At 69.3% G+C, this 26,456-nt stretch carries 23 protein-coding genes and 1 pseudogene; 12 read left to right on the top strand and 12 right to left on the bottom strand.

What is annotated here, in order from left to right:
• The first annotated feature begins 37 nt into the window (after positions 1 to 37).
• From AC5DRG_RS25925 to AC5DRG_RS25895, 7 genes are all read left to right on the top strand, one after another.
• On the top strand, positions 38 to 1,837 hold the full coding sequence (locus AC5DRG_RS25925) for a copper resistance CopC/CopD family protein (protein WP_491813155.1): 1,800 nt from the start codon (positions 38 to 40) through the stop codon (positions 1,835 to 1,837).
• 230 nt (positions 1,838 to 2,067) lie between these two features.
• The gene (locus AC5DRG_RS25920; RefSeq protein ID WP_491801824.1) at positions 2,068 to 3,378 is read left to right on the top strand and encodes an ABC transporter substrate-binding protein; all 1,311 of its coding nucleotides are present in this window, start codon (positions 2,068 to 2,070) and stop codon (positions 3,376 to 3,378) included.
• Positions 3,375 to 4,355 carry a carbohydrate ABC transporter permease gene (locus AC5DRG_RS25915; RefSeq protein ID WP_491801823.1) on the top strand — a complete coding sequence of 327 codons (981 nt, stop codon included), beginning with the start codon at positions 3,375 to 3,377 and terminating at the stop codon, positions 4,353 to 4,355. Before AC5DRG_RS25920 ends, AC5DRG_RS25915 begins: the two co-directional genes overlap by 4 nt.
• Positions 4,352 to 5,254: a carbohydrate ABC transporter permease gene (locus AC5DRG_RS25910; RefSeq protein WP_491801822.1), complete on the top strand. Its 903-nt coding sequence runs from the start codon at positions 4,352 to 4,354 to the stop codon at positions 5,252 to 5,254. Before AC5DRG_RS25915 ends, AC5DRG_RS25910 begins: the two co-directional genes overlap by 4 nt.
• Before the next feature lie 44 nt (positions 5,255 to 5,298).
• Complete coding sequence (locus AC5DRG_RS25905; protein ID WP_491801821.1) at positions 5,299 to 6,615, top strand: glycoside hydrolase family 36 protein; 1,317 nt, start codon at positions 5,299 to 5,301, stop codon at positions 6,613 to 6,615.
• On the top strand, positions 6,612 to 8,615 hold the full coding sequence (locus tag AC5DRG_RS25900; RefSeq protein WP_491801820.1) for a beta-galactosidase: 2,004 nt from the start codon (positions 6,612 to 6,614) through the stop codon (positions 8,613 to 8,615). Before AC5DRG_RS25905 ends, AC5DRG_RS25900 begins: the two co-directional genes overlap by 4 nt.
• Positions 8,616 to 8,761: 146 nt before the next feature.
• Positions 8,762 to 9,718 (top strand): SMP-30/gluconolactonase/LRE family protein, encoded by a 957-nt coding sequence (locus AC5DRG_RS25895; protein ID WP_491801819.1) that lies wholly within the window; start codon positions 8,762 to 8,764, stop codon positions 9,716 to 9,718.
• A 45-nt stretch (positions 9,719 to 9,763) separates the two neighbouring features.
• On the opposite strand, the gene AC5DRG_RS25890 is transcribed toward AC5DRG_RS25895, so the two are convergent.
• Both AC5DRG_RS25890 and AC5DRG_RS25885 read right to left on the bottom strand, forming a co-directional pair.
• The gene (locus tag AC5DRG_RS25890; protein WP_491801818.1) at positions 9,764 to 10,279 is read right to left on the bottom strand and encodes a GtrA family protein; all 516 of its coding nucleotides are present in this window, start codon (positions 10,277 to 10,279) and stop codon (positions 9,764 to 9,766) included.
• Positions 10,280 to 10,418: 139 nt separating this feature from the next.
• Positions 10,419 to 10,931: a DinB family protein gene (locus AC5DRG_RS25885; protein WP_491801817.1), complete on the bottom strand. Its 513-nt coding sequence runs from the start codon at positions 10,929 to 10,931 to the stop codon at positions 10,419 to 10,421.
• A 128-nt stretch (positions 10,932 to 11,059) separates the two neighbouring features.
• Between AC5DRG_RS25885 and AC5DRG_RS25880 the strand changes: the two genes are divergently transcribed.
• Positions 11,060 to 11,566: a DinB family protein gene (locus AC5DRG_RS25880; RefSeq protein ID WP_491801816.1), complete on the top strand. Its 507-nt coding sequence runs from the start codon at positions 11,060 to 11,062 to the stop codon at positions 11,564 to 11,566.
• 91 nt (positions 11,567 to 11,657) lie between these two features.
• Here AC5DRG_RS25880 and AC5DRG_RS25875 read toward each other — a convergent pair whose 3' ends face one another.
• Positions 11,658 to 11,783: a hypothetical protein gene (locus AC5DRG_RS25875; RefSeq protein ID WP_491801815.1), complete on the bottom strand. Its 126-nt coding sequence runs from the start codon at positions 11,781 to 11,783 to the stop codon at positions 11,658 to 11,660.
• A gap of 916 nt (positions 11,784 to 12,699) precedes the next feature.
• Between AC5DRG_RS25875 and AC5DRG_RS25870 the strand changes: the two genes are divergently transcribed.
• Together AC5DRG_RS25870 and AC5DRG_RS25865 are read left to right on the top strand one after the other, a co-directional pair.
• The gene (locus AC5DRG_RS25870; RefSeq protein WP_491801814.1) at positions 12,700 to 13,179 is read left to right on the top strand and encodes a hypothetical protein; all 480 of its coding nucleotides are present in this window, start codon (positions 12,700 to 12,702) and stop codon (positions 13,177 to 13,179) included.
• 459 nt (positions 13,180 to 13,638) lie between these two features.
• Positions 13,639 to 14,874 (top strand): acyl-CoA dehydrogenase family protein, encoded by a 1,236-nt coding sequence (locus AC5DRG_RS25865; RefSeq protein ID WP_491801813.1) that lies wholly within the window; start codon positions 13,639 to 13,641, stop codon positions 14,872 to 14,874.
• 130 nt (positions 14,875 to 15,004) lie between these two features.
• Here the strand turns inward: AC5DRG_RS25865 and AC5DRG_RS25860 are convergent, their stop codons facing one another.
• The 9 genes and pseudogenes from AC5DRG_RS25860 to AC5DRG_RS25820 all read right to left on the bottom strand — a co-directional run bounded on the left by AC5DRG_RS25860 (position 15,005) and on the right by AC5DRG_RS25820 (position 24,094).
• Complete coding sequence (locus AC5DRG_RS25860; protein WP_491801812.1) at positions 15,005 to 15,607, bottom strand: GAF domain-containing protein; 603 nt, start codon at positions 15,605 to 15,607, stop codon at positions 15,005 to 15,007.
• 31 nt (positions 15,608 to 15,638) lie between these two features.
• The gene (locus AC5DRG_RS25855; RefSeq protein ID WP_491801811.1) at positions 15,639 to 16,241 is read right to left on the bottom strand and encodes a GTP-binding protein; all 603 of its coding nucleotides are present in this window, start codon (positions 16,239 to 16,241) and stop codon (positions 15,639 to 15,641) included.
• Entirely contained in the window at positions 16,219 to 16,596 is a 378-nt protein-coding gene (locus tag AC5DRG_RS25850; protein ID WP_491801810.1) for a DUF742 domain-containing protein, read from the bottom strand. Before AC5DRG_RS25850 ends, AC5DRG_RS25855 begins: the two co-directional genes overlap by 23 nt.
• Positions 16,597 to 16,598: 2 nt before the next feature.
• Complete coding sequence (locus AC5DRG_RS25845) at positions 16,599 to 17,024, bottom strand: roadblock/LC7 domain-containing protein (protein WP_491813154.1); 426 nt, start codon at positions 17,022 to 17,024, stop codon at positions 16,599 to 16,601.
• A 48-nt stretch (positions 17,025 to 17,072) separates the two neighbouring features.
• Positions 17,073 to 18,725 carry a sensor histidine kinase gene (locus tag AC5DRG_RS25840; RefSeq protein ID WP_491801809.1) on the bottom strand — a complete coding sequence of 551 codons (1,653 nt, stop codon included), beginning with the start codon at positions 18,723 to 18,725 and terminating at the stop codon, positions 17,073 to 17,075.
• A gap of 267 nt (positions 18,726 to 18,992) precedes the next feature.
• Positions 18,993 to 21,386 carry an ATP-binding cassette domain-containing protein gene (locus AC5DRG_RS25835; RefSeq protein ID WP_491801808.1) on the bottom strand — a complete coding sequence of 798 codons (2,394 nt, stop codon included), beginning with the start codon at positions 21,384 to 21,386 and terminating at the stop codon, positions 18,993 to 18,995.
• Positions 21,387 to 21,518: 132 nt separating this feature from the next.
• Positions 21,519 to 22,268, bottom strand: coding sequence for a GMC family oxidoreductase (locus AC5DRG_RS25830; RefSeq protein ID WP_491801807.1), 750 nt, complete (start codon positions 22,266 to 22,268; stop codon positions 21,519 to 21,521).
• 121 nt (positions 22,269 to 22,389) lie between these two features.
• Positions 22,390 to 23,070 (bottom strand): annotated as a pseudogene (locus tag AC5DRG_RS25825) (GMC family oxidoreductase); the annotation flags it as partial.
• 73 nt (positions 23,071 to 23,143) lie between these two features.
• The gene (locus tag AC5DRG_RS25820) at positions 23,144 to 24,094 is read right to left on the bottom strand and encodes an AraC-like ligand-binding domain-containing protein (RefSeq protein WP_491801806.1); all 951 of its coding nucleotides are present in this window, start codon (positions 24,092 to 24,094) and stop codon (positions 23,144 to 23,146) included.
• Between the two features lie 157 nt (positions 24,095 to 24,251).
• On the opposite strand from AC5DRG_RS25820, the gene AC5DRG_RS25815 reads away from it, so the two are divergent.
• Both AC5DRG_RS25815 and AC5DRG_RS25810 read left to right on the top strand, forming a co-directional pair.
• Positions 24,252 to 24,986, top strand: a complete 735-nt coding sequence (locus AC5DRG_RS25815) for a ferritin-like domain-containing protein (protein ID WP_491801805.1) — start codon at positions 24,252 to 24,254, stop codon at positions 24,984 to 24,986.
• Positions 24,987 to 25,337: 351 nt separating this feature from the next.
• Complete coding sequence (locus AC5DRG_RS25810) at positions 25,338 to 26,375, top strand: NAD(P)H-dependent amine dehydrogenase family protein (RefSeq protein WP_491801804.1); 1,038 nt, start codon at positions 25,338 to 25,340, stop codon at positions 26,373 to 26,375.
• Positions 26,376 to 26,456: the final 81 nt, after the last annotated feature.

Below are 26,456 nucleotides of genomic sequence, written 5' to 3'. Positions count from 1 at the left end.
CGAGGGGCGGGCCGGGCGGCGGGGACTTCAAGGGCTGGTGCTGCTGGGCGCCCTGCTGGTCCTGCTCCTCTTCGGCGGGGCGGGACCCGCGTCGGCGCACGCGGCCCTCCGCGACAGCGACCCCGGAGACGGAGTCGTCCTCAAGTCGGCCCCCCGCGACATCACCCTGACCTTCACCGAGTCCGTCGGCCTCCTCGACGACTCCTTCCGCGTCCTGGACCCCGAGAATCAGCGGGTCAAGATCGGCGACGCGGAACACGGGCAGGGCGGCTCCCGCACCGCCGGCGTCACCCTGCCCGCGAAGCTCGCCACCGGCACCTACACGGTGGCCTGGCGCGTCGTCTCCGCCGACAGCCACCCCGTCGCCGGCGCCTTCACCTTCTCCATCGGCAAACCGTCCGCGACGACGGCGACGATAGACACGGGCCCGGTGGAAAACCCGGCCACGGCCAGCCTCTACAACATCCTCCGCTACGGCGCCTACCTGGCCGTGGCCCTCCTCATCGGCCCCCTCGTCTTCATCGCGGCCTGCCGCCCCAAGGACCCCGGCCCCCTGCGCAGGCCCCTGGTGGCGGCCTGGTGGACCCTGGTGGCGACGACGGTGGCCTTGCTCGTCCTGAGGGGCCCCTACGAGACGGGAACGGGCCCGGAGACGGCCTTCGACTCCGGGGCTCTCACGCGCACGCTGACGGGCCGCCCGGGAGTGGCCCTACTGGTGCGTCTGGCGCTGCTTCTTGCAGTGGCTGTGCTGGTCCGACTTCAGGGGCGCGGGGCTGTGTTGAATTTGCGGCTACCGCCGCGTGGGCGCGACCAGCCCCCACCGGCGGACAGCCAACGAACCACCTACCCGGCGAAGTACTGGGCGCCGGGCACAGCCCTGGCAATAGCCCTGGCCCTCACCTGGGCGTCGGCCGAACACGCCTCCGCAGGCATCCAGGTCCCTGTCGCGATCACATCCTCTGTACTGCACCTCCTAGCCATGTCGGTCTGGCTGGGCGGTCTGACAGCCCTCCTCATCACCCTCTACCGCTCCCCAACCGCCGACCCCCTCCCAGCCACCCGCTTCTCCAAACTCGCCCTGACCTCGGTAACCGTCCTGGTCATCACCGGCGTCTACCAGTCCTGGCGCGGCCTGGGCTCCTGGAGCGCGCTCACGGAAACGACGTACGGCAGACTCCTGACCGTCAAGCTGATCGCGGTGGTGCTGCTGCTGGCGGCCGCGGCCTACTCACGCCGCTGGACGACGGCGAGCCTGGTGACGGCGGACGCCGAGGCGGCCGTACGGGAACGGGTACCGGAGCCGGCCGGCGGCCCACCGCTTCCCAAGCCGGAGGCCCCGGCGCCGGCCCCCGTGGACGCCCGCGCCCTGCGCCGCTCCGTGCTCGCCGAGGTCGCTCTCGGCGTCGTAGTCCTGGTGATCACGAGCGTACTCACCGGAACCCTGCCGGGCCGCGCGGCGGCGGAGGCGGCCGAGGCGGCTCCCGCCACCGGCCTGCCCGCGGCGTCGGTGACGGTCGTCCCCTTCGACGTGGGAACCCCGGGCGGACGCGGCAAGGTCCAGATCACCCTCGACGCCGGGCGCGTGGGCGAGAACACGGTGGAGGCCGTGGTCTTCGGCGCCGACGGCGGTATCGCCACCGTCCCCGAACTCCGCCTCTCCTTCACGCTCGCAAGCCAGGACATCGGCCCGTTGGACGCGAAGGTGACCGACAAGGGCGGCTACTGGGGCACCAGCTCCCTCAACCTGCCCATCGCGGGCACCTGGACGATGAAGGTGACGATCAGGGTGTCCGACATCGACCAGGTCACCGAGACGAAGTCCGTGGTGATCCGCTAGCGGAGTACCAGCGAGACGAACACGCACGTGTGGGGCCTTTGAGGCGGAGAAGTCGATCAAGTGTGTGTCGGTCACGTTTCCACAACGTGGACTGGCAGGTCTTGACGCATGACCGGACAAAGAGCTGTCATTACGCCCACGATGTTCGGTCAAGTTGATTTCTGGTTGGTTTCGACTGGTCTTCAGCGCGGCGCGGTCCACGGCCGAACCCTGCCCTCACAGGAGCCGTCATGCACCTCTCCCCGTCCGGTCTTGTCGTTCCGGGCCCGAGCCGCCGCAGCGTGCTGCGCGGCATAGGCGGCGCCGCCGCTCTCGGCGCCGGTATTCCCCTGCTCAGCGCCTGCGGCGGCAGCGGTACTGCTGCTGACCCGAAGACCGTCACCCTCGGCTCCAACGGCTCCGACGCGGTCCCGAAGAAGGCCTACGCCGAGATCTACGCGGCCTTCAAGAAGCAGTCCGGGATCACGGTCGACGTGAACACCAAGGACCACAACACCTTCCAGGAGCAGATCAACGCGTATCTGCAGGGCACGCCGGACGACGTGTTCAACTGGTTCGCCGGTTACCGCATGCAGTTCTTCGCGGCCAAGGGTCTCGCCACCCCCCTCGACGACGTCTGGGAGAAGATCGGGGACAACTTCCCGGACGCGATGAAGAAGCTCAGCAAGGGCGCGGACGGCAAGTACTACTTCGTCCCGCTGGACACGTACCCCTGGGCGATCTTCTACCGCAAGAGCGTCTTCAAGCAGTACGGCTACGAGGTCCCCACCAAGTGGGACGACTTCGTCGCTCTCTGCAAGCAGATGAAGAAGGACGGGCTCGTCCCGATCGCCTTCGGCGACAAGGACGCCTGGCCGGCCCTCGGCACCTTCGACCAGCTCAACTTCCGGACGAACGGCTACGACTTCCACGTCGAGCTGATGGCGGGCAAGGCCTCCTGGACCGACGCCAAGGTGCGCAAGGCCTTCGACCTGTGGACCGAGATCCTCCCCTACCACCAGGAGGGAGCGACCGGCCGCACCTGGCAGGACGCTGCCCAGACACTGGTGTCGAAGAAGGCGGGCATGTACCTGCTGGGCTCCTTCGTGGGCCAGCAGTTCACCAACAAGGCCGACCAGGACGACCTCGACTTCTTCCCCTTCCCGGAGATCAGCTCCGAGTTCGGCCAGGACACCGTCGAGGCGCCGACCGACGGCTACATGATGAGCAAGAGCCCCAAGAACCACACGGGCGCCGTCAAGCTCCTGGAGTTCCTCGGCACCCCCGAGGCCGAGGCGATCTACCTCAAGGCCGACTCGAGCGTCGTCGCCGCCTCCAGCACGGCCGACACCTCCTCGTACACCGCTCTGCAGAAGAAGGCGTACGACATGATCAGCGGGGCCAAGAGCCTCACCCAGTTCATGGACCGCGACAGCCGCCCGGACTTCACCTCGACGGTGATGCAGCCGGCGCTGCAGAAGTTCATCCGTGACCCCAAGGGCGTCGACAGTCTGCTGACCTCGATCGAGCGCCAGAAGAAGACGATCTTCGCCTCGTCATGAGCACCGACATCAAGGAGACCCCGGAGGCGGCCGCCGTGCCGCCTCCGGGCGCTGCCCCCGCCAAGAAGACCAAGGTGCCCCAGGGGCACCGCCGCCTGCTGACCCGCCGCGACCGTGTCGTGCTGGGTTTCATGGCGGGCCTGCCGACGTTTCTGCACATCGCCCTCGTATGGGTGACGGCCCTCGCCTCGATCCTCCTGGCGTTCACCACCTGGGACGGCATCGGCTTCGACACGATCCAGTGGGTCGGGCTGCAGAACTTCAAGGAACTGTTCGAGCAGAACCCGCAGTTCTGGCCCGCCGTCCAGCACAATGTCATCTGGTTCGTCGTGCTGATCGCCATCCCGACGCCCATGGGCCTGTTCCTGGCCGTGCAGCTGGACAAGAAGATCAAGTTCAGCCGGGTGTACCAGACGGCGTTCTTCCTGCCCGTCGTGCTGTCCATGGCCGTCATCGGCTTTGTGTGGCAGCTCGTCTACAACCCCGACACGGGCCTGATCAACAGCCTGATCGGGGCCAACCAGCCGGGCAAGTACATCGACTGGATCGGCGACCCGGACCTCAACCTGTGGGCCATCCTCGTCGCCGCGTCCTGGCGCCACACCGGCTACATGATGATCCTGTACCTGGCCGGCCTGAAGGGCGTCGACCCCTCGCTGCGCGAGGCGTCCTCGCTGGACGGCGCCAACGAGTGGCAGACCTTCAAGAACGTCATCTTCCCCACGCTGCGGCCCACCAACACCGTCGTCCTCGTCGTCACGATCATCGAGGCGCTGCGCGCCTTCGACCTCGTCTACGTCTTCAACGGCGGCGCCCAGGGCACCGAGCTGCTGTCGATCCTGGTGACCAGCAACATCATCGGTGAGTCCAGCCGTATCGGATACGGGTCGGCCATCGCGGTCGTCCTGCTGGTGATCTCGCTCGTCGTGATCATCCCGTATCTGATCAGCACCTTCCGGAAGGAGCGGCGCGCATGAGCACTGTGAGCACCAACGCCGTGAACGTCACGGGCAAGGTCCGTGCGCCCATCCGCCCCGCCCGGGTCCTGCTGCACGTGTTCCTGGCCGGCACCGCGCTGGCCTGGCTCGCCCCGCTGCTGTGGGCGGTCTACGCGGCCCTGCGGCCGTACTCGGAGACCAGCGAGAAGGGGTATGTGTCCTGGCCCGACAAGCTGACGTTCGAGAACTTCACGAACGCGTTCACGCAGTCGGACATGTCGCACTACTTCGTCAACACGATGATCATCGCCGTGCCGGCGGTGCTGCTGACGCTGTTCCTGTCGTCGATGGTCGCGTTCTACGTGAGCCGCTTCGACTTCCGCCTCAACCTGGCGCTGCTGCTGGTCTTCACGGCCGGCAACCTGCTTCCGCAGCAGGTCATCATCACCCCGCTGTACCGCCTGTACCTGCTCATCGACCTGCCCGGCATCACGATGAGCGGCAAGCTGTACGACTCCGCGCTCGGCCTGGTCCTCATCCACATCGCGTTCCAGTCGGGCTTCTGCGCCTTCGTGCTGAGCAACTACACGCGCTCGCTGCCGCACGAGCTGACCGAGGCCGCGCTCGTCGACGGCGCCTCGGTGTGGCGCATGTACTGGCAGGTCGTGCTGCCGCTGTGCCGTCCGGCGATGGCCGCCCTGGCCACGTTGTTGTCCATCTGGATCTACAACGACTTCTTCTGGGCGCTCGTGCTGATCTCGACCGGTGAGAACATGCCGATCACCTCGGCGCTCAACAACCTCTCCGGCCAGTTCTTCACCGACAACAACCTGGTCGCCGCCGGCGCCCTGCTCACCGCGATCCCGACGCTGATCGTGTACTTCGTGCTCCAGCGGCAGTTCGTCAGCGGCCTGACGCTCGGCGCCAACAAGGGTTGACAGCCAACAAGGGCTGACGCTCTCGTACTTGAAAGAGAACCACCGTGCCCCACCCCTTCACTCCGATCGCCTCCCTCCCCGTGGACCCGCGCACCGCTCGCGTCCACGAGGAGGGCTGGCAGTCCTGGAGCCCCAGCGGCGCCTACGCCCTCGGCGAGAAGCCGTACCGCCCGACCAACGACAACTGGGCGACTGTCTGTTACCGGCCCGGGGTCACCGTGCCCGACGGTGCCTTCCAGGGCGAGGGGCTCCTGGCGCTCGACCCGGGCGACGGTTCCCCGGTGCGGCTGTGGGCGGCGACCGATCCCACGGTCACGGTCCCGTCGATCCGCCTTGAGGTAGGCGACAGACGCGCCGAGGTGAGCGCCGACGGTCCGGTGACGGAGCTGACCCACGAAGGGGACATCCAGGGGGCGCTGGCCGCCTGGGCCGACGGGCTGGGGCTCGCGGCACCGGGCCCGGCGCCGACCGCCTGGTGCTCCTGGTACGAGTACTTCACGAACGTCACCGAGGACGACATCCACGAGAACCTCCGTGCGATGGACACCCTCGACCTGCCCATCGACGTGGTCCAGATCGACGACGGCTACCAGAAGGCCCTCGGCGACTGGCTCACCCTCTCCGGCCGCTTCCGCTCCCGCGCGGGCATCGCCGAACGCATCCGCGCGAGTGGCCGCCGGGCGGGCATCTGGACGGCCCCCTTCCTGGTGGACCCGGCGAGCGAACTGGCCGCCGAACACCCCGACTGGCTGGTGAAGGACGCCGAAGGCGGTCCCCTCCACGCCGGCCGCAACTGGGGCCACGACCTGTGCGTCCTGGACACCACCCACCCGGCCGCGGCGGCGTACCTGACCGAGGTGTTCACGACCCTGCGCGCCGAGGGCTACGACTACTTCAAGGTCGACTTCCTGTACGCGGGCGCCCTGGACGGCGTACGCCACGACGGGTCCGACGCCCTCGCCGCCTACCGCGCCGGCATCGGCATCATCCGCGAGGCGATCGGCCAGGACGCCTACCTGCTGGGCTGTGGAGCGCCGATCCTGGCCTCCATCGGCCTGTTCGACGCGATGCGGGTCAGCGCCGACACCGCCCCGCACCGCCGCCCCGAGGCCGGCGACTTCAGCCAACCCGGCCAGGACGCCGCCGAGTTCACCGGCGTCGGACGCCAGTGGCAGCACGGCCGCCTCTGGGTCAATGACCCGGACTGTCTGATGGCCCGCCCGTCCGTGGAGACCCGCGAACGCTGGGCGGCGCATGTCGAGGCGACGGGCGGTCTGATGGCGTCGAGTGACCGGCTGCTGTCGCTGGACGAGTGGGGCGTGGAGACAACCCGCCGCCTTCTTGGGGGAGTTGCGAAGTGAAGCGTGTGCTGAATGTCCCCGGTATCGCCTACGGCGGCGACTACAACCCCGAGCAGTGGCCCGAGGAGGTGTGGGCCGAGGACGTACGCCTGATGCGCGAGGCCGGCGTCACCATGGTCAGCGTCGGCATCTTCTCCTGGGCTCTGATGGAGCCGTCCGAGGGCGAGTTCGACTTCTCCCGCATGGACAGGATCCTCGACCTGCTCCACGCCAACGGCATCGCCGCCGACCTGGCGACCCCGACCGCCGCACCCCCGGCGTGGTTCTTCCGGGCCCACCCGGAGGCACTCCCGGTGGACAAGGACGGCCGCACCCTGTCGTACGGCAGCCGCCAGACGTTCTGCCCGAGCAGCTCCGCCTACCGGAGTGCGGCCCTGCGGATCGCGGGCGCGCTGGCGGAGCGGTACGCCGAGCACCCGGCCGTGGTGATGTGGCACGTCCACAACGAGTACGGCTGCCACAACGCGGAGTGCTACTGCGACGAGAGCGCCGCGTCCTTCCGGCGCTGGCTGCGGAACAAGTACGAGGATGACCTGGGCGCCCTCAACCACGCCTGGGGCACCACCTTCTGGAGCCAGTGGTACTACGACTGGGACGAGATCATCCCGCCGCGCGCGACCGGCGCCGTCCCCAACCCCACCCACCAGCTGGACTGGCGGCGCTTCTGCTCCGACGAGCTGCTGTCGCTGTACGTGGCGGAGCGGGACGTGCTGCGGGCGGCGGCCCCTGCCATCCCGGCCACCACCAACTTCATGGTGATGTACAACTTCGACGCCCTCGACTACTGGCGCTGGGCCCCGGAGTTGGACGTGGTCGCCAACGACCACTATCTGATGTCCGCCGATCCCGAGTCGGAGATCGACGTCGCGATCAGCGGCGACCTGATGCGTTCGCTGGCCGGCGGCCCCTGGCTGCTCATGGAGCACTCCACGGGCGCGGTGAACTGGCAGCCGGTCAACCGGGCCAAGACGGCGGGGGAGCTGCGCCGCAACGCCCTCGCCCATGTCGCGCACGGGGCCGACGGCATCGCCTACTTCCAGTGGCGGGCCGCGAAGGCGGGCGCCGAGCAGTGGCACTCGGCGATGCTGCCGCACGCGGGCACGGACAGCCAGATCTGGCGTGACGTGGTCCAACTCGGCGCGGATCTTGGTGCGTTGGCGGAGGTGCGCGGCAGCACGGGCGCGTCGGACGTGGCGATCGTCTGGGACTGGGACGCGCGGTGGGCCGTAGAACTGCCCTCCCAGCCGAGCGAGAAGCTCCGCTACCAGGACCTCGTGCGTGACTGGTACGAGCCGCTGTGGCGCTCGGGCGTGGCGGTGGACTTCGTACGCCCGGACGCGGACCTGTCGGCGTACCGCCTGGTGCTGGCCCCGAGCCTGTACCTGGTGGACGACGAGGGAGCCGCCAACCTGACGTCCTTCGCGGAGGGCGGCGGCACGCTGGCGGTCGGCTTCCACAGTGGAGCGGTGGACGCCAACTGCCATGTGCGCCTTGGCGGTTACCCGGGCGCGTTCCGGGAGGCGCTGGGCGTGCGCACGGACGAACTGTTCCCGCTGCTGCCCGAGGAGTCCGTCGGCCTGAGCGGGGGCGGTACGGCCACGCTCTGGTCGGAGCGGGTGCGGCTTGAGGGCGCGGAGGCGGTGACCTCCTACACAGAGGGCCCGCTGACGGGCGTACCGGCGGTGACGCGGCACGCGTGGGGGACGGGGTCGGCCTGGTACCTGGCCACCCGCCCGGACCCGGCGACCATGGCCGGGCTCCTGGACCTCATCCGCCGGGAGGCGGGCGTGCAGCCGGTCCGTACGGCTCCGGCGGGCGTGGAGGTGGCCCGGCGGCGCGGCGCGGACGCCGACTATCTGTTCCTGATCGACCACGCGGGGGAGGGTGCGGAGGTGGCTGTGGCGGCCGAGGCCGTCGAACTGCTCAGCGGGAAGCCGGTGGTGGGCGGTTCGGTGACGGTGCCGCCGGGCGACATCGTGGTGGTGCGCGAGCCGCGTTGAACAGTGGGGGTGGGGGTGGGGTGTGGCCAACACCCGTGAGGCGTAAGGAACTTGAGTGCCGGGTGGTTCGTTGTGAACAGACGGAACCGTCAACACAACTGTCCACAGAGTTGGCTCCCCACCCCCCTTCCCGGAGGCTCGGAACCATGACCCGGATCCACCCCCACACCCCCTCCCGCCCCTCCCGCCGTGCCGTCCTGGGCGGCACCGCTCTGGCCGCGTTAGGCCTGGCGACGGCCGGCGCCGGCACCGCGAGCGCGTCCTCGGCGGCCACTTGGCCGACCGAGTTCGCGCTCCCCAACGGCTGGCTCCCCGAGGGCATCGCCATCGGCAGAAGGCCGTACGCCTACATGGGCTCGCGCGGCACGGGCGCCGTCTACCGCACCGACCTGCGCACCGGCGAGGGCTCGGTCCTCTACGCCGGCGGCACCGGCCAGATATCCGTCGGCCTCAAACTGGACGACGACGGCCTGCTGTACATAGCCGGCAGCACGGGCGTCGCCAGGATCGTCGACTCCGCCACGGGCGAGCTGGTCACGACCTACCAACTCACCGAGGCGACCGGCCACTTCATCAACGACATCACCCTCCTCGGCAAGTACGCCTGGTTCACCGACTCCCGCGACGCCTTCCTCTACGGCGTGCCGCGCGGCTGCGACGGCGAGGTCCGCGCCCTCCCCCTCACCGGCGACTGGGTCCAGACCCCGAACGTCAACAACGCCAACGGCATCGTCGGCACCCCGGACGGACGCGGCCTGATCGTGGTCAGCAGCACGCCCGGCGTGCTCTACAACGTCGACGTGAAGACGGGGTACGCCACCGCGATCACGCTGGTCGGCGCGGACAACGTGGTCAACGGCGACGGCCTGTGGCGCATCGGCCGCACGCTGTACGTCGTGCAGAACCGGCTGAACCTGATCAGCGTGTGGGACCTGGACGCGACGGCCACGACGGCCACGCTGCAGACGACGATCACCGACCCGCGCTTCGACGTACCCACCACGGCCGCACGCTTCGGCGACCGCCTGTACCTGGTCAACGCGCGCTTCACCACCACGCCGACGCCGGAGACGACGTACAACGTGGTGGCGGTGTCGATCTGAGGGTCGTACCCGAGGGTCGTATCTGAGGGTCGTATCTGAGGGGTTCTAGGCGAACGCCGGGACCCGGACCGGAGCCGGAGTCTGGACCGGAACCGGAGCCATGACCTTGATCGTGGCCCGGTTCTGGTTCTGCTTCTGGTTCCCGCGGGCGGCGAAGACGAACAGGCGCAGGACCAGGAAGCGGGCTATCCCGGCGAGCCCGGAGGCGCCGAGGTAGACGATCTGCTCGGTCAGCATCCCCGGCGACGACTGCACGAGGTGCAGGACGAACACGGCGGCCGACGTCACCGCGAAGGCGGCCGCGGCCGAACCCGCCGACTGCACATGCTGCCGCCACTCGGCCCGCCGCCCGCCGCCGAAGGTGAACCGGGCGTGCAGCTCGGTGCACAGGACGGTCGAGGCGACGGTGATCACCGCGTTGGCCAGCCCCCAGGGCATCGCCACGGCGAGCAGCGCCACACCGAAGCTCGACAGCACGCCCACGCCCCCGCCGAACACCACGAACCGCATGAAGGAGGCAACCGGCCCGGGAACTGCGGCGGAGGAGGGCTGCGGCTTCATGGCGGTTACCTTTCGAATGGGGACTGGCTGAGCAAGGTCAACGATGCCGCTCAGGCCCCATCCGCCACGAGGACGTACACCCCCGAAACCGTGGTGTAGCCAGCCCCACCATGAGGGCGGGGTCAGTACGAGGGCGGGGCTAGTAGTACCCCTTGCCGCCGTCGAGCAGCTCACGGATGACATCGGCATGACCCGCGTGCCGTGCCGTCTCCTCCAGCATGTGCAGCAGCATCCAGCGCAGGGTCGCGCTCCCCGCCTTGTAGTCCGGGTGCCGGCCCGTCTCGTCGAGCGAGTGCGCGGCGATGATCTCGTTGGACTTGGCGCACTGCTCGGCGTACTCCGCGCGGAGCCGGGCGAGCGGGATGCCCTCGACGCGCATGTCGGCGTCCTCGACGGTCTCGTCGAACTGAGGGCTGACGGCAGGGCCGCCGAGGAACACGACCTCGAACCAGGTGTGCTCGACCCATCGCATGTGGGACACGATCCCCGCCATGGTCATCAGAGGCGAGGTGGGCAGCACGGCCCGGTGCGCGTCCTCCTCGGACAGGCCCTCGCACTTCCAGCCGATGATCGAGCGCTGCAGATCGAGCCAGCCGAGCAACTGCGTACGCTCATCGGCGACAAAGGGGGGCCTGGCATGGGAAGGCGTCATGCACCGGGACGCTACGGAGTGCCCCGAGCGGCGCGCAACGGATTTCCTGTCCGTCGGGGCGCCCGGGAGGACTTGGCTGGCTGCCGTCTCTGTACACGGTGGACGGGCAAGGGACATCCTGCGTAGTCGTGACCACTACGACAGACCCCGAGATCCGTGCGCTTCTCTCCTCGCTGGAGAGCCAGCGGCGCCACATCCTGGGGGCCCTCGAAGGCCTCGACTCCGACGCGCTGCGGCGGCCGGTGCTGCCGTCCGGCTGGCACTGCCTGGGCCTGGTCCGGCATCTGGCCCTGGATGTCGAGCAGTTCTGGTTCCGTGCCGTCGTCATGGGGGAGCAGGAAGTCATCCGGTCCCTCGACGACTCCGAGGACGCCTGGCAGGTGGGGCCCGACGTCCCCGCCGAAGAGGTACTGGCCGGCTACCGCCAGGAGATCGCCCACGCGAACGAGGTCATCACCGCAACACCGGCCGGCGCTGCCCTGTCCTGGTGGCCCCACGACCTCTTCGGCGAACCCCACCTGCACACCCTGCGGGACGTCCTGCTCCACGTCATCACCGAGACGGCCTGCCATGCCGGTCACCTTGATGCGGCCCGCGAACTCATCGACGGGCGGCGGTGGTTGGTGCTGACCTGATGCCTCGGGGCATTGGAGAGGATGGCCCCGCCGCACGCGGCTGACTCGCTGCCGTGCCCTGCCCCGCCCGGACTCTGGGCGGGGCTTCGTCTCAGGCCATGCCGTAGAGGGTCTCCAGGCCGACCAGTTGGACTCCGGGGTCGGCAACCGCCGCGCCGTACGCCTTGTCGTTGAAGCCCGCGCCGCTGAGACACAGGAGCCGCGTGCCGGTTTGCATAGCGTGGCATCGCTCGCTGTGCCTACTTGTTCCCCGCCAGTCGAGCCCCGGTCGGGACAGACGGTGGCGGGGCTGAGGTAGTGGCGTGCCGCGAGTTGGGCGGTGGAGGTCGATCGGGCCAGGTCCGCGGGGAAGGGCGGCGCGGGTGGGGCCGAGTAGGCGGGCCAGTTCGGTGGAGAAGGTGCGGGTGCGGGTGCGGGTGCGGGTGCGGTGAGCTTGCCGCGCCCGGTCCCGGTGTCACCAGCGACGGCAGTAGGAGTATCAGTGGCACGGTCAGCCCGATCGTGAACCTGCTGTCAACGCGCAGTCTGCCGTCTGCGCCCAACGGATGCCGGGGTACAGGGCGTTGAAGAATCCGGCGGTGACGGGCCGGGTCAGCAGGCCGGCGCACCGGTCGATCTCCGCGTCGAGGGCGGCCTTCGCGGCGGCGCAGTGCGGGGCGAAAGTCTGGTCCCAGTAGCGCCGGTGTCGAGAGGACTCGGCCTGTTCCTCCTCGACGGTGGGCGAGGGGTCGGAGGGGGGTGGGTCGAGGAAGTCCGGTATCTAACCGATGTCTTCCAGGGTCGGCTCCGACAGCAGCGGGAACCGTGTACTGCGCCATACGTGTCGGGTGCGACCTCGTGCAGGGGCGAGACCCCGAAATCGGAAGCGGGCCAGCCCGGCGGCATCCACCGTGAGCTCGATCAACCTCCGCCCCCTGTCCCCTCGTACGGCCCCTTCGTGCCGCCTCCTTCCCAGGCGCCACCCCAACCCCCCGTCACCGTAAGGGTGATAAACCCTGCGCCCATCCCACCAGCCGATTACTGTACGAACACGCCGCGCTACCCGGCGCAGTCGTCCGAGGAGGAATCCTGTGCCATCGTCATCGCCCTGTGACCCCCGGTACGCTCCCGTCGGTGACGTCGGGGCGGCGCTCATGATGGTTGACTCTCGGCTCAAGGAGATCCACGCCGGGAAGACCGGGACCGATCCCGAACAGAAGGCGCTGATGGACCAGTTCATCGCGTCGCTGGGCGCCAAGGGGTTCGATGACGTGCTGAACGGCACGTGCACGCTGATCTACATGTTCATGACTTGGCTGCGGAAGGCCCACGAGGAGCATGGGAAGGATGTCATCGAGTACGTGGTGCCCAACCTCGTCGCCACGATGCGCATGATGCCCAAGAGCATTCCCTCCGAGGTCATCCCCACCATGGCCGGTCTGGTCATCGCCGCGGGCACCGGGCTGAGCCCCAACCTGTGGCGCATGCAGTACGGAGACTGGACCGAGGCGGAGATGAACCCCCTGGAGGCCACCGCCTTCCTGCTCGCGGAGCACATCAACCGCATCGCCGACGACCCCGACTTCGCCACCCGCGTGATCACCGAAGCGCTGTCCCGCTCGGACGAAGACTAACGTGCCACCCGAATCCGCGGTGTTCGATTTTCTTTGCGGAGCCTGACGCTCCGTCACGCCTTTGACCGTGGCTGATCTGCGTTCGTGAGCTCTCTCGGGGTCCTGAAACGTGGCCCTCATATCGGCCACACAGGAAGTGACTCTTTGTCGATGCGTAACACCGCCTGCCCGCACGGCAATTGCCTGGTGGGCAGGCCGTGTCCGAATTGGACGGACCCTGTTCGCCCTTGAGTTGTTTCGCTCCGTGACGTGACCGGACCGGGTCGACTTGTGTTCCATATCGCACGATTGAGCCGATGTGCAAGGGGACGTGTTTCAGTCAACCTTCCTTCGTGATCTTGGCTCGGATGGATCGATAAGTAGACAATCCATTGGGCTGTGGCCCTGGGGCGAGGAACCACTGCCCGACGAATGACCTCCGGATCCGAACGGAACCGGAGTCAGCGTGCAGGAGGGGTTGTGGAGCGCTATTTCACCAGCGGGTGGCACGAGGACCTGCGAAGTAGGGTGCACGAGTTCGCCGAGAGGGAAGTACGCCCCCGGATAGCGGAGATGGAGACATCGCGCACGGTGGCACACGAGCTGTCCCGGCTCATCGCCCGCCAGGGCTGGATCGGCGTGACCATCGACAAGGTGTACGGCGGTATGGCGGCCGGGCACCTGGCCAAGACCATCATCATCGAGGAACTCGCCCGCGTCAGCGGAGCCATGGGAGCCATGGTGCAGGCCTCCCAGCTCGGCGTCGCCAAGATCAACCACTTCGGCGACGAGGAGCAGAAGCGCACCTGGCTGCCGCGTATCGCGGCGGGCGACTGCCTGCCGACGATCGCGGTCACCGAGACGGAGTCCGGCGGCCATGTCCTGGGGATGAGCAGCACCGCCGTCCGCGACGGCGACGAGTACGTCCTCAACGGCCACAAGGTCTTCGTCGGCAACAGCCACGTCGGCGACGTGCACGGCGTGGTCGTGCGGACCGGCGAGGGAGCGAAGGGCCTGTCGGCCTTCCTCGTCGAGGCGGACCGCCCCGGCTTCTCACTCGCCGAGCAGCAGACCGCGATGGGCCTGCACGGCTTCAGCTTCGGCAAGCTCATCTTCGACAACTGCCGTATACCGGTGGGGAATCGGCTGGGCGCGGAGGGCCAGGGCCTGGCCGTCGCGTACTCGTCGAGCATCCTCTACGGCCGGCCCAACCTCACCGCCGTCTCCCTCGGCATCCACCAGGCCGTCCTGGAGGAGACGACCGCCCTGTGCATCGAGCGTGAGCGCTACGGTGCGCCGCTCGGCGCCCTCAACAGCATCAAGCTCAAGCTGGGCAGGATGAAGTCCCGGCTGATGACCGCAAGGTTGGCCGCCTATCACGCCGTACACCTGCTCGATCAGGGGCTGCCGTGCGACGCGGAACTGATGAACGCCAAGTACCTCAACCACGAGTCCGCCGTCGACTCCGCCCGCGAGGCCATGGAGATGCACGCGGCGAGCGGCCTGTTCACCGACCGCCCGGTGGAGCGTTATCTGCGCGACGCCCACCACATCTACGCGCCGGCCGGCACCTCCGACATCCAGCTGCTGCGGCTGGGTGAGGTCGCCCTCGGCGCCTCCAAGGGCCAGTGGTCGGAGCGCCTGTCCGACCTCGTACGGACCCGCGTGCCGCGGACCCGGGACGAGCAGCTGGAGACGGCAGGCCACGCGGGCTGACCCCCGCGACACGCACCACGCACAACGGGGAGCCACGGACACGGCGCTGTGCCCGCGGCTCCCACATCCATGTCCGGCTGCTGCAGGGTCGTAGTCCGGCTACAGGGTCGTACGACCGCCCGTGCCCGCCTCAGATCCCGCCCTGCTCCTCCATGGTGTGGATCCGGTCGACCAGCTGCTGGGCCAGCGACTTGATGACCGCCAGGCCGTCCCGTCCCCACGGGTGGGTGTCCGTGTCGACCACGCAGATCGTGCCCAGCGCCATGCCCGTCTTCCAGTCGATCAGCGGCGCGCCCATGTAGGAGCGGATGCCGATCTCGTCCACGACGCGGTTGCCGGCGAACCGGGGGTAGTCGCAGACGTCCTCCAGGACCAGCGCCTTCTTGCGCACGACGACGTGCGGGCAGTAGCCCTGGTCACGGGTCATCGTGCGGCCGACCTGCTGGGTCTCCTGCGGCGCCGCGTCCAGTGCGACGCCGGGGCGGCCGGCGGCGTAGAGGCCGGCGAAGTACTGACGGTTCTCGTCGATGAAGTTGACCATCGAGAAGGGCGCGCCGGTGACGTTCGCCAGGTTGCGCGCGAACTCGTCGAACTCCGGGATCGGGGTGTCCCCGATGCCGAGTTCGCGCAGCCGGGCCACCCGGGCGGGCGCGTCCCGGTCCTCGGGGGTCAGCAGCAGATGGCTGGTCGGGTCAAACGTCGACGGGGGGGTGTAGGGAACCGGGGCTGACATGCAGGCTCCATTCGGCCGCGCTGGGGGTGCCTCAGCGCAGCGGGTTGAGTTCCGCGGGCGGTGTGCCGGGAGTCGAGGCGAGCAGATGCTGTACGAGTGCGATCAGGACGCGGGTCCCGGAGTTGCACTGCCGTGCGTCGCACATCACGACGGGGACGTCGGGCTTGAGGTCGAGGGCCGCGCGAATCTCCTCGGACTCGTAGCGGTAGCCGTTGTCGAACTCGTTGACGGCCACGATGAAGCCGATGCCGCGCCGCTCGAAGAAGTCGACGGCGGCGAAGCAGTGGTCCAGCCTGCGGGTGTCCGCGAGGACCACCGCGCCCAGCGCACCGTTGGACAGTTCGTCCCACATGAACCAGAACCGTTCCTGCCCGGGCGTGCCGAACAGGTACAGGACGTGGTCCTTGTCCAGGGACATACGGCCGAAGTCCATCGCCACGGTGGTGGTCGTCTTCTCCTCGACGCCGACCAGGCTGTCCGTGCGGGCGCTGACCTGGGTCAGCAGCTCCTCGGTGCTGAGCGGTTCGATCTCGCTGACCGCTCCCACGAACGTGGTCTTGCCGACCCCGAAGCCTCCCGCGATGAGGATCTTCAGAGCGGTGGGAAAGGGGTCAGAGCCGCTGGCGAAGTCCATGCAGCACCGCCTCCAGAAGGTTTCGATCGGTCGGGGAGGCTGCCTCGATCGGACGCGGCGCGCGCGTGGTGAGCGCCTGGTGCGTCACGAGGTCGGACAGCAGAACTTTCGTGATGACGGCCGGCAGGCGAAGATGCGCGGCCACCTCGGCGACCGAGACGGGCGCGCCGCACAGGGCCAGGACCTGGTCGTAGTCGGGGCCGAGGTAGGTCTGCGGCCGGGTGCCGGTGGCCATCACCAGGGTGAGCAGGTCGAAGTGCGCCGAGGGACGGGTGCGCCCGTTGCTGACGGTGTACGGGCGTACTAACCGCCCGGCCTCGTCATCGAGCCACGACCCGTCCTCGGCGTCCGTCATCCTCAACGCCCGGCGTCCGCCGCACCGGACGGCTGCTGCCGGGCCGGGGTGGCGAGGTACGGGCGCACGCTCTTGACCAGCATGGCCATCTCGTAGCCGAGCACGGCCGCGTCCGCGTCCCGCTCGGCCAGGACGGCCAGACAGGCACCCGAGCCCGCCGCGCACACGAACAGCAGGGCGGTGTCCAGCTCGACCACCACCTGTCGTACGTCCGCGCCATGGGCGAACTGCATGCCCGCGCTGCGGGCCAGCGAGTGGAGCCCGGAGGCCAGGGCCGCCAGGTGTTCCGCCTCGGTCGATGTCTCGAACCCGTCGTGTGCCTTCGCCAGTCCGTCGGAGGACAGCAGCAGGGCGCTGCGGGTGTAGGGGACCCTCTGCACGAGTCCGGCCAGAAGCCAGTCCAGGTTCTGCTGCTGGCCGGCATACATGTCGCTCACGGTGGCGTTCTTCTCCTTGCTGCTAAACGGAGCCTGTGGTCAACGGGGGGTGTCGGCGGGAGGCTCGTCGGCTTCGTTGTCGGCGAGGCTGACTCCGCGCCGGAACATGGCCATCAGTCCCGGATCGTGCTCGACCTCCTGGTCGTCGGGCCTGCGGGGGGCGGGACCGTTGCGGAGCTCCGGTACCAGGTGCTCCTGAGCGTTGCGCTGGGGCAGCCGGGGCCGCCCGTCACGGGCGTCCATGTGCGCCGACCCGCGGTCGTAGGCCGGCGGCGCCGAGGCGCTCCGCGTCTGCTGCTGAGGGTGCTGCGTGTGCTGGGGCGCGTGCTGCTGCGGTGCGGGCCTGGCCGCCGCGGCCTGGGCCGGCGGCAGCGGCTGCCGCATCTGCTGCGGGGGCATCGCCTGGCGGGTGGGAGACGCCTGCACGGCCTGCGCGTGGTGGTGCGCGGCGGCCTGCGGCGGCCTGGGCATTTCGCGGGGCGCCTCGTCGGACGCGTCGCCGAGCAGCCCGCGCGGGATGATCAGCACCGCCTGGATGCCGCCGTAGATGTTGGTCTGCAGCCGGACCGCGATGCCGTGGCGGCGGGCCAGCGCGGACACCACGTACAGGCCGATACGGCCGTCGGCGAGCAGCTTGCTCAGGTCGATGTGGTCCGGCTCGGCGAGCAGGGTGTTGATGCGCGCCTGCTCCTGGAGGGGCATGCCCAGACCGCGGTCCTCGACCTCGATGGCCAGACCGGCGGTCACCCGCTGGGCGCGCAGCAGGACTTGGGTGTGCGGCTCGGAGAACATCGTGGCGTTCTCGACGAGTTCGGCCAGCAGGTGGATGACGTCGGCGACGGCGTGGCCGCGCAGCGTGCCCTCGATCGGCGGCACCAGCTTGACCCGGGAATAGTGCTCGACCTCGGCGATCGAGGAACGCAGCACCTCGGTCAGGGTCACCGGGCGGGTCCACTGGCGGCGGGAGACCGAGCCGCCGAGCACGGCGACGTTCTCCGCGTGGCGGCGGATGCGGGTGGCCAGGTGGTCGACGTGGAAGAGGCCCTTGAGCAGCTCCGGGTCCTCGACCTCGTTCTCCAACTGGTCGAGCATGTTGATCGCGCGGTGCACGAGCGACTGCAGTCGCCGGGCGAGGTTGACGAAGACCTCGACCCGCTCCTCGCTGTCCGGCACGACACTGCGGGGAATCTGCGCGGACTGCGCCAGGACCGACCGGGCCTGCCACATCCCGACCCTGATCTCGTGCGCGAGACGGCTGTACGGGTCTGTCTGCGGCGGCGCCTGGGGGGCGAACGGAAGCTGCTCCACCGGCTCACCCCGCTCCAGCCGCTGCAGCATGTCCTGGAGATCGGACTGGCCCTCGGCGAGAGCGCGGCGCGGCGCCGAGAGCTGCCGTGCCACCCCCTTGGCCTCGGCGCGGCCGGCCCGCACGGCCCAGGCGAGCACGCCACAGCCGAGAACGGCGCCGCCGACCAGCACTCCCCAGGTGACCGCGTCGGCGCTACCCTCCTGGCTGAGCAGTACGAAGACGATCAGCGCGGCGGAGAGCACCGCCATGAGTACCGCGGGCAGAACGGCGAGGCGAACCGTGCCGGACTGGGTGGCCGGATCCGGCTGTCCGTCCTGAGCAGGGGGTCTGGCATGCCTGTTCCGTGCCGAACCCGGCACTGCATAGGTCGGGGATTCGGGCATCGGAGTCCCTTCGATCAGCCAACTCGGACACGCGGCGCGCAGCGCGGAGTAACCGTCAACTCGGGTACTGGATTTGACAGTTAATAGGACAGCCACCCTACGCCCTCCCCCTCAAGGTGGCGTAATCAGATCGCCACGGAGAGGGGTGTCCGGACTGATGAATCGATTCGGCTCCATCTACGGCAACACACTGGTAATACTGCGTTCTCCCGGTGTTGTGAATCCGCGTGTGAATCCGCGCTGTGAACGCTGTGAATGAAAGCTCGGTCAGGCGCCGACGTAAGCCGCGAGGTGCTCGCCGGTGAGCGTGGAGCGGTCGGCGACGAGGTCGGCCGGGGTGCCCTCGAACACGACCAGACCGCCGTCGTGACCGGCGCCCGGGCCGAGGTCGATGATCCAGTCGGCGTGCGCCATGACGGCCTGGTGGTGCTCGATGACGATGACCGACTTGCCGGAGTCGACGATCCGGTCGAGCAGCCCGAGCAGATTTTCCACATCGGCGAGGTGCAAACCTGTGGTCGGCTCGTCGAGAACGTAGACACCGCCCTTCTCGGCCATGTGCGTCGCCAGCTTGAGCCGCTGCCGCTCGCCGCCGGACAGCGTCGTCAGCGGCTGGCCGAGCGTGAGATAGCCGAGCCCGACATCGGCCAGCCGGTCGAGGATGGCGTGCGCGGCGGGCGTACGTGCCTCGCCGGCGCCGAAGAACTCCTCGGCCTCGGACACCGACATCGCGAGCACCTCGCTGATGTCCCGGCCGCCGAGGTGGTACTCCAGGACCGAGGCGTCGAACCGCTTCCCCTCACAGTCCTCGCAGGTCGTGGCGACGCTCTGCATGATCGCCAGGTCGGTGTAGATGACGCCGGCGCCGTTGCAAGTGGGGCAGGCACCCTCGGAGTTGGCGCTGAACAGCGCGGGCTTGACGCCGTTGGCCTTGGCGAAGGCCTTGCGGATCGGCTCCAGCAGACCGGTGTACGTCGCCGGGTTGCTGCGCCGGGAGCCGCGGATCGGCGCCTGGTCGACCGCCACCACACCCTCGGCGGCCGGGATCGACCCGTGCACGAGCGAGCTCTTGCCGGAGCCCGCGACGCCGGTGATGACGGTCAGCACCCCGAGCGGGATGTCGACGTCGACGCCCCGCAGGTTGTTCGCCGTGGCGCCGCGGATCTCCAGGGCGCCCTTCGGTGTCCGCGCCGTCTCCTTCAGCGCGGCCCGGTCGTCGAGATGGCGGCCGGTGATGGTGCCGGCCCCCCGCAGCCCGTCGAGGGTGCCCTCGAAACAGACGGTGCCGCCCGCCGTACCGGCGCCGGGCCCGAGGTCGACGACATGGTCGGCGATCGCGATCGCCTCCGGCTTGTGCTCCACGACGAGCACGGTGTTGCCCTTGTCCCGCAGGCGCAGCAGCAGGTCGTTCATCCGCTGGATGTCATGGGGGTGCAGCCCGATCGTGGGCTCGTCGAAGACATAGGTGACGTCGGTGAGCGCGGAACCGAGGTGGCGGATCATCTTGACGCGCTGCGCCTCTCCGCCCGACAGCGTGCCCGCGGGCCGGTCCAGCGAGAGATACCCGAGCCCGATCTCGGTGAACGAGTCGAGGGTGTGCTGCAGCTTGGTGAGCAGCGGCGCCACCGACGGCTCGTCGAGCCCGCGGACCCACTCGGCCAGGTCGCGGATCTCCATCACACAGGCGTCGGCGATGCTGATCTTCTTGATCTTCGAGGACCGAGCGCCCTCGCTGAGCCGGGTGCCCTCGCACTCGGGGCAGACGGTGAAGGTGACGGCCCGCTCCACGAACGCCCGGATGTGCGGCTGCATCGCCTCCTTGTCCTTGGACAAGAACGACTTCTGGATCTTGGGGATCAGTCCCTCATAGGTGAGGTTGACGCCGTTGACCTTCACCTTGGTCGGCTCGCCGTAGAGGAAGTCCTGCATCTCCTTCTTGGTGAACCTGCGGATCGGCTTGTTCGGGTCGAGGAAGCCCGACTGGGCGTAGAGCCCCACGGTCCACTGGCTGTCCGACTTCCAGCCCGGGATGGTGAACGCGCCCTCGGCGAGCGACTTCGAGTCGTCGTAGAGCTGCGTGAGGTCGATGTCGGTGACCTTGCCGCGGCCCTCGCAGCGCGTGCACATGCCGCCGGTGCGCTGGAAGGTCGCCTTCTCCGCCTTGGTCTTGTTGCCACGCTCGACGGTGATCGCACCGCTCGCCCGGACCGAGGCGGTGTTGAAGGAGTACGCGCTCGGCGGGCCGATGTACGGCTTGCCGAGCCGGCTGAAGAGGATCCGCAGCATCGCGTTGGCGTCGGTGGCGGTGCCGACCGTGGAACGCGGGTCGGCACCCATCCGCTGCTGGTCGACGCTGATCACGGTCGTCAGCCCGTCCAGTACGTCCACCTCGGGCCGCGCCAGATTCGGCATGAAGCCCTGCACGAAGGCGCTGTACGTCTCGTTGATCAGCCGCTGCGACTCCGCGGCGATCGTGTCGAACACCAGCGAGCTCTTGCCCGACCCGGACACCCCGGTGAACACCGTCAGCCGCCGCTTCGGAATCTCGATGCTGACGTCCTTGAGATTGTTCTCCCGCGCACCGACCACTCGGATCAGATCGTGACTGTCGGCAAGGTGCGGCACGGGCGACCGGCTGTCCGTCTTCCTGACCTGGCTCATCATCTCTCCATCCGTCGGGCGGCCGTGCCTTCACCGGGCTCGCAGGGCTCGCAGGCCACGCTAGACGCGGCCCGGGGTCCGGCGCTTCTCGAATCCTGACCGGTACGACCCGAACGGACAACGGAGATCTGCTCAGAAGCCTCCCGCCAGCAGGAAGTCCGCGCAGTGCTCGCCGATCATGACGGTGGGTGCGTGGGTGTTGCCGGAGGGGACGGCCGGCATCACGGAGGCGTCCGCGACGCGCAGTCCCGGCACGCCGTGGACCCGCAGCAGAGGGTCGACAACCGCCTCGGGGCCGGTGCCCATGGCGCAGGTGCCGACCTGGTGGTGGTAGCTGGTCAGGTTGCGTTTGACGTACGAGGCGATCTCGTCGTCGGTGACGACACCCGGCCCGGGCGCGACCTCGCGGGCCCGCCAGTCGGCCAGCGCCTTCTGCTCCCCGATCTCACGGGCCTGTCTGACCGCCGTCACCATCGCCTGGAGGTCGTACGGCTCGGCGAAGTACCGAGGATCGAGGGCCGGCGCCTCGGTGGGATCGGCCGAGCGCAGCCACAACCGCCCACGGCTGAGCGTACGGATCGTGCCCGGGGCCACGCTGTACCCGTGCCCTTCCTCCGGGACGTCCTGTCCTACGACGGGCAGCGGCACGTGGGACATCACCGGCTGCAGGTCGGGGGCGGCCAGCGCGGGGTCGGTCTTCGCGAAGTACTGGGCCTCGATCTTGTTGGACGTGCCCGGCGGCACGGGCCGGGCCGACTCGTACACCACCGGGGCCAGCGCGTGATCGTGGAGGTTGGCGCCGACCCCCTGCAGATCGGCGACCACGTCGATGCCGAGCGCACGCAGCTCGTCGGCCGGACCGATCCCGCTGAGCAGCAGCAACTGGGCGGAGCCGATGGTGCCGCCGGACAGGACGACGTCGCCGGTGCAGCGGTACGGCGGTGCGCCGGCCGTCCTGGATGATCTCGACTCCGCGTGCGCTTCCGTCCTCGACGACCACCCGGGCGACCGCTGCGCCCGTCAGCACCGTCAGCAGCGGACTGTCGAGTACGGGCTGCACGAAGGCGTTCCAGGCACTGACCCGCCTGCCGTCACGGATGTTGAGATGGAGCAGGTTCACACCGAGGATCTCCTCGGCGTTGCAGTCGTCGTTGTGCGGGATCCCGTACTGCTCGCAGGCCTCCACGAAGGCGACGGAGACCGGGTTGGGCGTGTGGTTGCGGGTGACGGGCATCGGCCCGCCCGCCCCGTGGAAGTGCGAGGGGCCGTCCTCGAAGTCCTCGGAGCGTTTGAAGTACGGCAGGACTTCGTCGTACGACCAGCCGGTGGCCCCGTGCCGGGTGGCCCAGTCGTCGTAGTCCGACCGGTGTCCGCGTATGTAGATCATGGCGTTGATGGCGCTGGTTCCGCCGAGTACCTTGCCCCTCGGCCAGAACACCCTTGTGCCGTCGGCGTGTTGCTGGGGTTCGGTGAGGTAGGCGTAGTCCTCTGACGAGGTCCACAGTTCCCACATGCGGCCCGGGTCGTGGATGGCCGGGTTGGTGTCCGGGCCGCCGGCCTCGATCAGCAGGACGCTGCGGCCGGCGTCCACGAGTCGGCGGGCGATGACACAGCCGGCGGACCCGGCGCCGACCACGATGTGGTCGTAGGTGTTCTGGTCATGAGCGTTCTGTGCGGCTTCCATGGCGGAAGAGTGCCGCCCGGTGGGCGTGGGGGCTTTCACGGCGGTGCACGGGGACTTGCCGGGCTGAGCACGGTCACCGCGCCGTGCGGGCCTCACGGGGACTGATGCCGTAGGCGGTCTTGAAGGCGTGGCTGAAGTGGGCCGGGCCGGGGAAGCCCCAGCGGCTGCCGATGGCGCCGACCGGCAGATGGGACAGCGCCGGGTCGGCGAGGTCGCGCCGGCAGCGGGCGAGCCGGTGCTCGCGGATCCAGCCGGAGACGGTGTACCCGTGCTCGGCGAGCAGCTTGTAGAGGTAGCGGCGGGAGATGTGATGGGCCGCCGCGATCTGGTCGGGGCCCAACTCCGGGTCGGAGAGCCGCTGTTCCATGTAGGAGAGGATGCGTTGCGTGAGGACCTGGCGGCCGTCGTCGTAGGGCGGCGTCGTCCGGTCGGCACCGGTGTGTTCCGCGAGGAGGGTGCCCACCAGGTCGGCCACGTTGTCGGCGAGCCGGGGCGTGCCGAGCGACTCCAACTCGTCCACCTGACGCGCCAGTCCGTACAGGAAGGGGCGCACCACCGTGCCAAGCCCGTCGCGGCACGACACCGAGATCGCCGTCACGCGCGCCAGGTCGCGTTCCGGCAGCCGCAGCATGGTCCGGGGGAACATCAGGGCCAGACTGCGGCCGGGCCGGTCGGTGTCGAGGCAGTACGGGTGCCGGGTGTCGTAGACCGCCAACTCGCCGGGTTTCAGCTCGGCTTGGTGGTCTCCCTGAGTGAGCACACAGTGCCCGGTCAGCTGCAGACTGACCTTGACGTGGTCGGACGCGTCCGACCCGAGCGGCCGCCGGGTGCGAGCCGTGTGCGGCGGGGTGGTCACGACGGACACCTGGACCGGTCCGACCCGGGCGATGCGCAACTGCGCGTGGAATTCGGGCCCTTCACGCGGCACGATCTCCAGGGGCACAAAGCTCCGGCTCACGACGTCCTGCCAGAACTCCAGCCTCGTCGCGGTGTTCTCGTCACTCGGCGTCATGATCGAGGACATGCGCCTCTCCCTCCTCGAATCCGGCCCGAGGACGCGGGACCGGACAGCCGGCCCCTGGCGGGGAGTGTAGGCCAGGCCGCAGTGGAACGCTTTGGTGTCCTCCGGGCGTCGTCCCTCACCAGGGCGCGGTGGTCGTGTCCCGGAGAGGGGTGACCGGGTGCTTACGGACGGCGGATTCGCCAAGTGGACGCGGCGGTTCGAGGAGGAGCGGGAGCGCAGGCACGCCCAGGGGGACCCGGACTGGGGACAGGGGGCGACGCTGGATCGGGCGGTGTGGGCCGGCATCCAGCGCTTCCAGGTCGGGGAGGAGGGTGACGGCGCCAACCTCGTCGCCAAGGCGGACCAGGCCGGCGACGCCGACTACGCGCAGGCGGTCCGCCTCTTCGTCGCCGAGGAACAGAACCACGCCCGCCTGCTCGCCGGGCTGCTGGCCGCGGGTGGCATACCGACGCTGAACGGTCACTGGAGCGACACCGTCTTCGTATGGCTACGGCGTCTCATGGGCCTGCGCATGGAACTGCTGGTGCTGATGATCGCGGAGGTGGTGGCGCTGCGTTATTACCGGGCCCTCCGTGACGGCACCGACGATCCGCTCACGTCGGAGGTGGCGGCACGGATCCTGTCCGACGAGCAGCGCCACGTCCCCTTCCACTGCGAGCGCCTGCACGCCTCGCTGGCGGAACTGCCCCGCCCGACGCGTCGCCCGGTGATGGCTCTGTGGCGGTTTCTGCTGCTCGCGGTCACGCTGGTCGTCGCCGCCGATCATGGCTCGGCGCTGCGCCGGCTGGGCATCGGGCGGCTTCGTTTCGTGGCGGACGTGATGGTGTCGGCGGGCGAGGTGGTGTCTGCGGTGCTGGCCCCGAGGCCGGACGCGTGGTCAAGCGTGAGTTGACCCCGGGCGGCCCTTCCTTACTTACTCCGACCGGCTCCCCGACGGTTGCGGTAACGCTGCCGACAGGCCCGCAGATGACGGTCGTACGAGCCTGACTCCAGCAGTGTCGCGAAGGCGAGCTGGTCGCCGACTGGCACGCCGAGTCCGGTGCCATGTCGGCACTGCCGGACGCACCCGTGGTACAGGACGATTCCCGGAAGCGACGGCCCGCGTGGCGGCGGTGGCTGACGAACTCGCGCTCGACGAGCTGCGGTTCACCTACCGCGACCGCATCAGGCTCGACATACTGCACAGCACCCACGGCGTCCTGACGCGGCGACGGCAGCACCATCGACCCACAGCGAGGTGGACATGGGAGGAAAGCCACTCACCGTCGTGCAGTGGGCCACCGGCAACATAGGAACCGGCTCCCTGCGGGCCGTAATCGGGCACCCCGGCCTGTCCCTGGCGGGCGTGTACGTCCACACACCGGAGAAGGCCGGCCGCGACGCGGGTGAACTGTGCGGCCTCGACGCCACCGGCATCAAGGCCACCCACGACATGGACGAGATCCTGGCCCTCGGCGCCGACTGCGTCCTCTATATGCCGCGCGCGTGCGCCATGGACGAGGTGTGCCGCCTGCTCGCGTCGGGCGCGAACGTCGTCACGACCCGCGGCGAGTTCCACCACCCACCGAGCATGGACCCGGCCGTACGCGAACGGATCGAGGCCGCCTGCGCGCGGGGCGGCACCTCGATCCACAGCACGGGCAGCAGCCCCGGCTTCATCACCGAGGCCGTCCCCCTGGTCCTGGCGTCGATCCAACGGCGCCTGGACCGCCTGACCATCCACGAGTACGCCGACCTGTCGCGCCGCGACTCCCCGGGCATGCTCTTCGACGTGATGGGATTCGGCCGGGCTCCGGCGGCCTCCGACGAGGCCCGACTGTCCCACCTGCGCGACAGCTTCGGCCCCTCCCTGCGCCTGGTCGCGGACGCCCTGGGCCTACCGCTCGACTCGGTCGTCGCGACCGGCGAGGTGGCAACGGCCCACCGCCCGACGGAGATTGCCGCCGGTACGCTGCCGGCCGGCACCGTGGCCGCCCAGCGGACGATCGTCTCCGGCCTGCGCGACGGTGAGACGCTGCTGCGGTTCGTGGCCACCTGGTACTGCACCACCGACCTGGACCCCGCATGGGACGTCAAAGCCACAGGCTGGCACCTGACGGTCGAGGGCGACGCCCCGCTCGACATCGACATGCGCCTCGCGGTCCCCCTCGAACAAATGGCAGCGGTCTCCCCCGGCTACACCGCCCACCGCGCGGTCAACGCCGTCCCGCCCGTGTGCGCGTCCGCCCCAGGCATCCGTACGACCCTCGATCTGCCGGCGTTCACGGCCACCCTGGCCTGAGAGTCGTATCGCTACTACCTAGGTAGTAGCGCACCGTTCCACCAAGGGCGCTCCCCTGTGGCGGTACGTAGAGCCTCGGCC

This window comes from Streptomyces sp. JLBG701 (assembly GCF_058544905.1).
Note: the sequence above shows the minus strand (reverse complement) of the source record. Positions and strands in the feature narration are given on the sequence as shown.

What these genes read in the sequence shown, in the direction of transcription:
- AC5DRG_RS25920 (WP_491801824.1), top strand. Translation starts at nt 2,068, where the DNA reads ATGCACCTCTCCCCGTCCGGTCTTGTCGTTCCGGGCCCGAGCCGCCGC.
- AC5DRG_RS25915 (WP_491801823.1), top strand. Translation starts at nt 3,375, where the DNA reads ATGAGCACCGACATCAAGGAGACCCCGGAGGCGGCCGCCGTGCCGCCT.
- AC5DRG_RS25910 (WP_491801822.1), top strand. Translation starts at nt 4,352, where the DNA reads ATGAGCACTGTGAGCACCAACGCCGTGAACGTCACGGGCAAGGTCCGT.
- AC5DRG_RS25895 (WP_491801819.1), top strand. Translation starts at nt 8,762, where the DNA reads ATGACCCGGATCCACCCCCACACCCCCTCCCGCCCCTCCCGCCGTGCC.
- AC5DRG_RS25890 (WP_491801818.1), bottom strand. Translation starts at nt 10,279, where the DNA reads ATGAAGCCGCAGCCCTCCTCCGCCGCAGTTCCCGGGCCGGTTGCCTCC.
- AC5DRG_RS25885 (WP_491801817.1), bottom strand. Translation starts at nt 10,931, where the DNA reads ATGACGCCTTCCCATGCCAGGCCCCCCTTTGTCGCCGATGAGCGTACG.
- AC5DRG_RS25875 (WP_491801815.1), bottom strand. Translation starts at nt 11,783, where the DNA reads ATGCAAACCGGCACGCGGCTCCTGTGTCTCAGCGGCGCGGGCTTCAAC.
- AC5DRG_RS25870 (WP_491801814.1), top strand. Translation starts at nt 12,700, where the DNA reads ATGATGGTTGACTCTCGGCTCAAGGAGATCCACGCCGGGAAGACCGGG.
- AC5DRG_RS25860 (WP_491801812.1), bottom strand. Translation starts at nt 15,607, where the DNA reads ATGTCAGCCCCGGTTCCCTACACCCCCCCGTCGACGTTTGACCCGACC.
- AC5DRG_RS25855 (WP_491801811.1), bottom strand. Translation starts at nt 16,241, where the DNA reads ATGGACTTCGCCAGCGGCTCTGACCCCTTTCCCACCGCTCTGAAGATC.
- AC5DRG_RS25850 (WP_491801810.1), bottom strand. Translation starts at nt 16,596, where the DNA reads ATGACGGACGCCGAGGACGGGTCGTGGCTCGATGACGAGGCCGGGCGG.
- AC5DRG_RS25845 (WP_491813154.1), bottom strand. Translation starts at nt 17,024, where the DNA reads ATGTATGCCGGCCAGCAGCAGAACCTGGACTGGCTTCTGGCCGGACTC.
- AC5DRG_RS25840 (WP_491801809.1), bottom strand. Translation starts at nt 18,725, where the DNA reads ATGCCCGAATCCCCGACCTATGCAGTGCCGGGTTCGGCACGGAACAGG.
- AC5DRG_RS25835 (WP_491801808.1), bottom strand. Translation starts at nt 21,386, where the DNA reads ATGAGCCAGGTCAGGAAGACGGACAGCCGGTCGCCCGTGCCGCACCTT.
- AC5DRG_RS25820 (WP_491801806.1), bottom strand. Translation starts at nt 24,094, where the DNA reads ATGTCCTCGATCATGACGCCGAGTGACGAGAACACCGCGACGAGGCTG.
- AC5DRG_RS25810 (WP_491801804.1), top strand. Translation starts at nt 25,338, where the DNA reads ATGGGAGGAAAGCCACTCACCGTCGTGCAGTGGGCCACCGGCAACATA.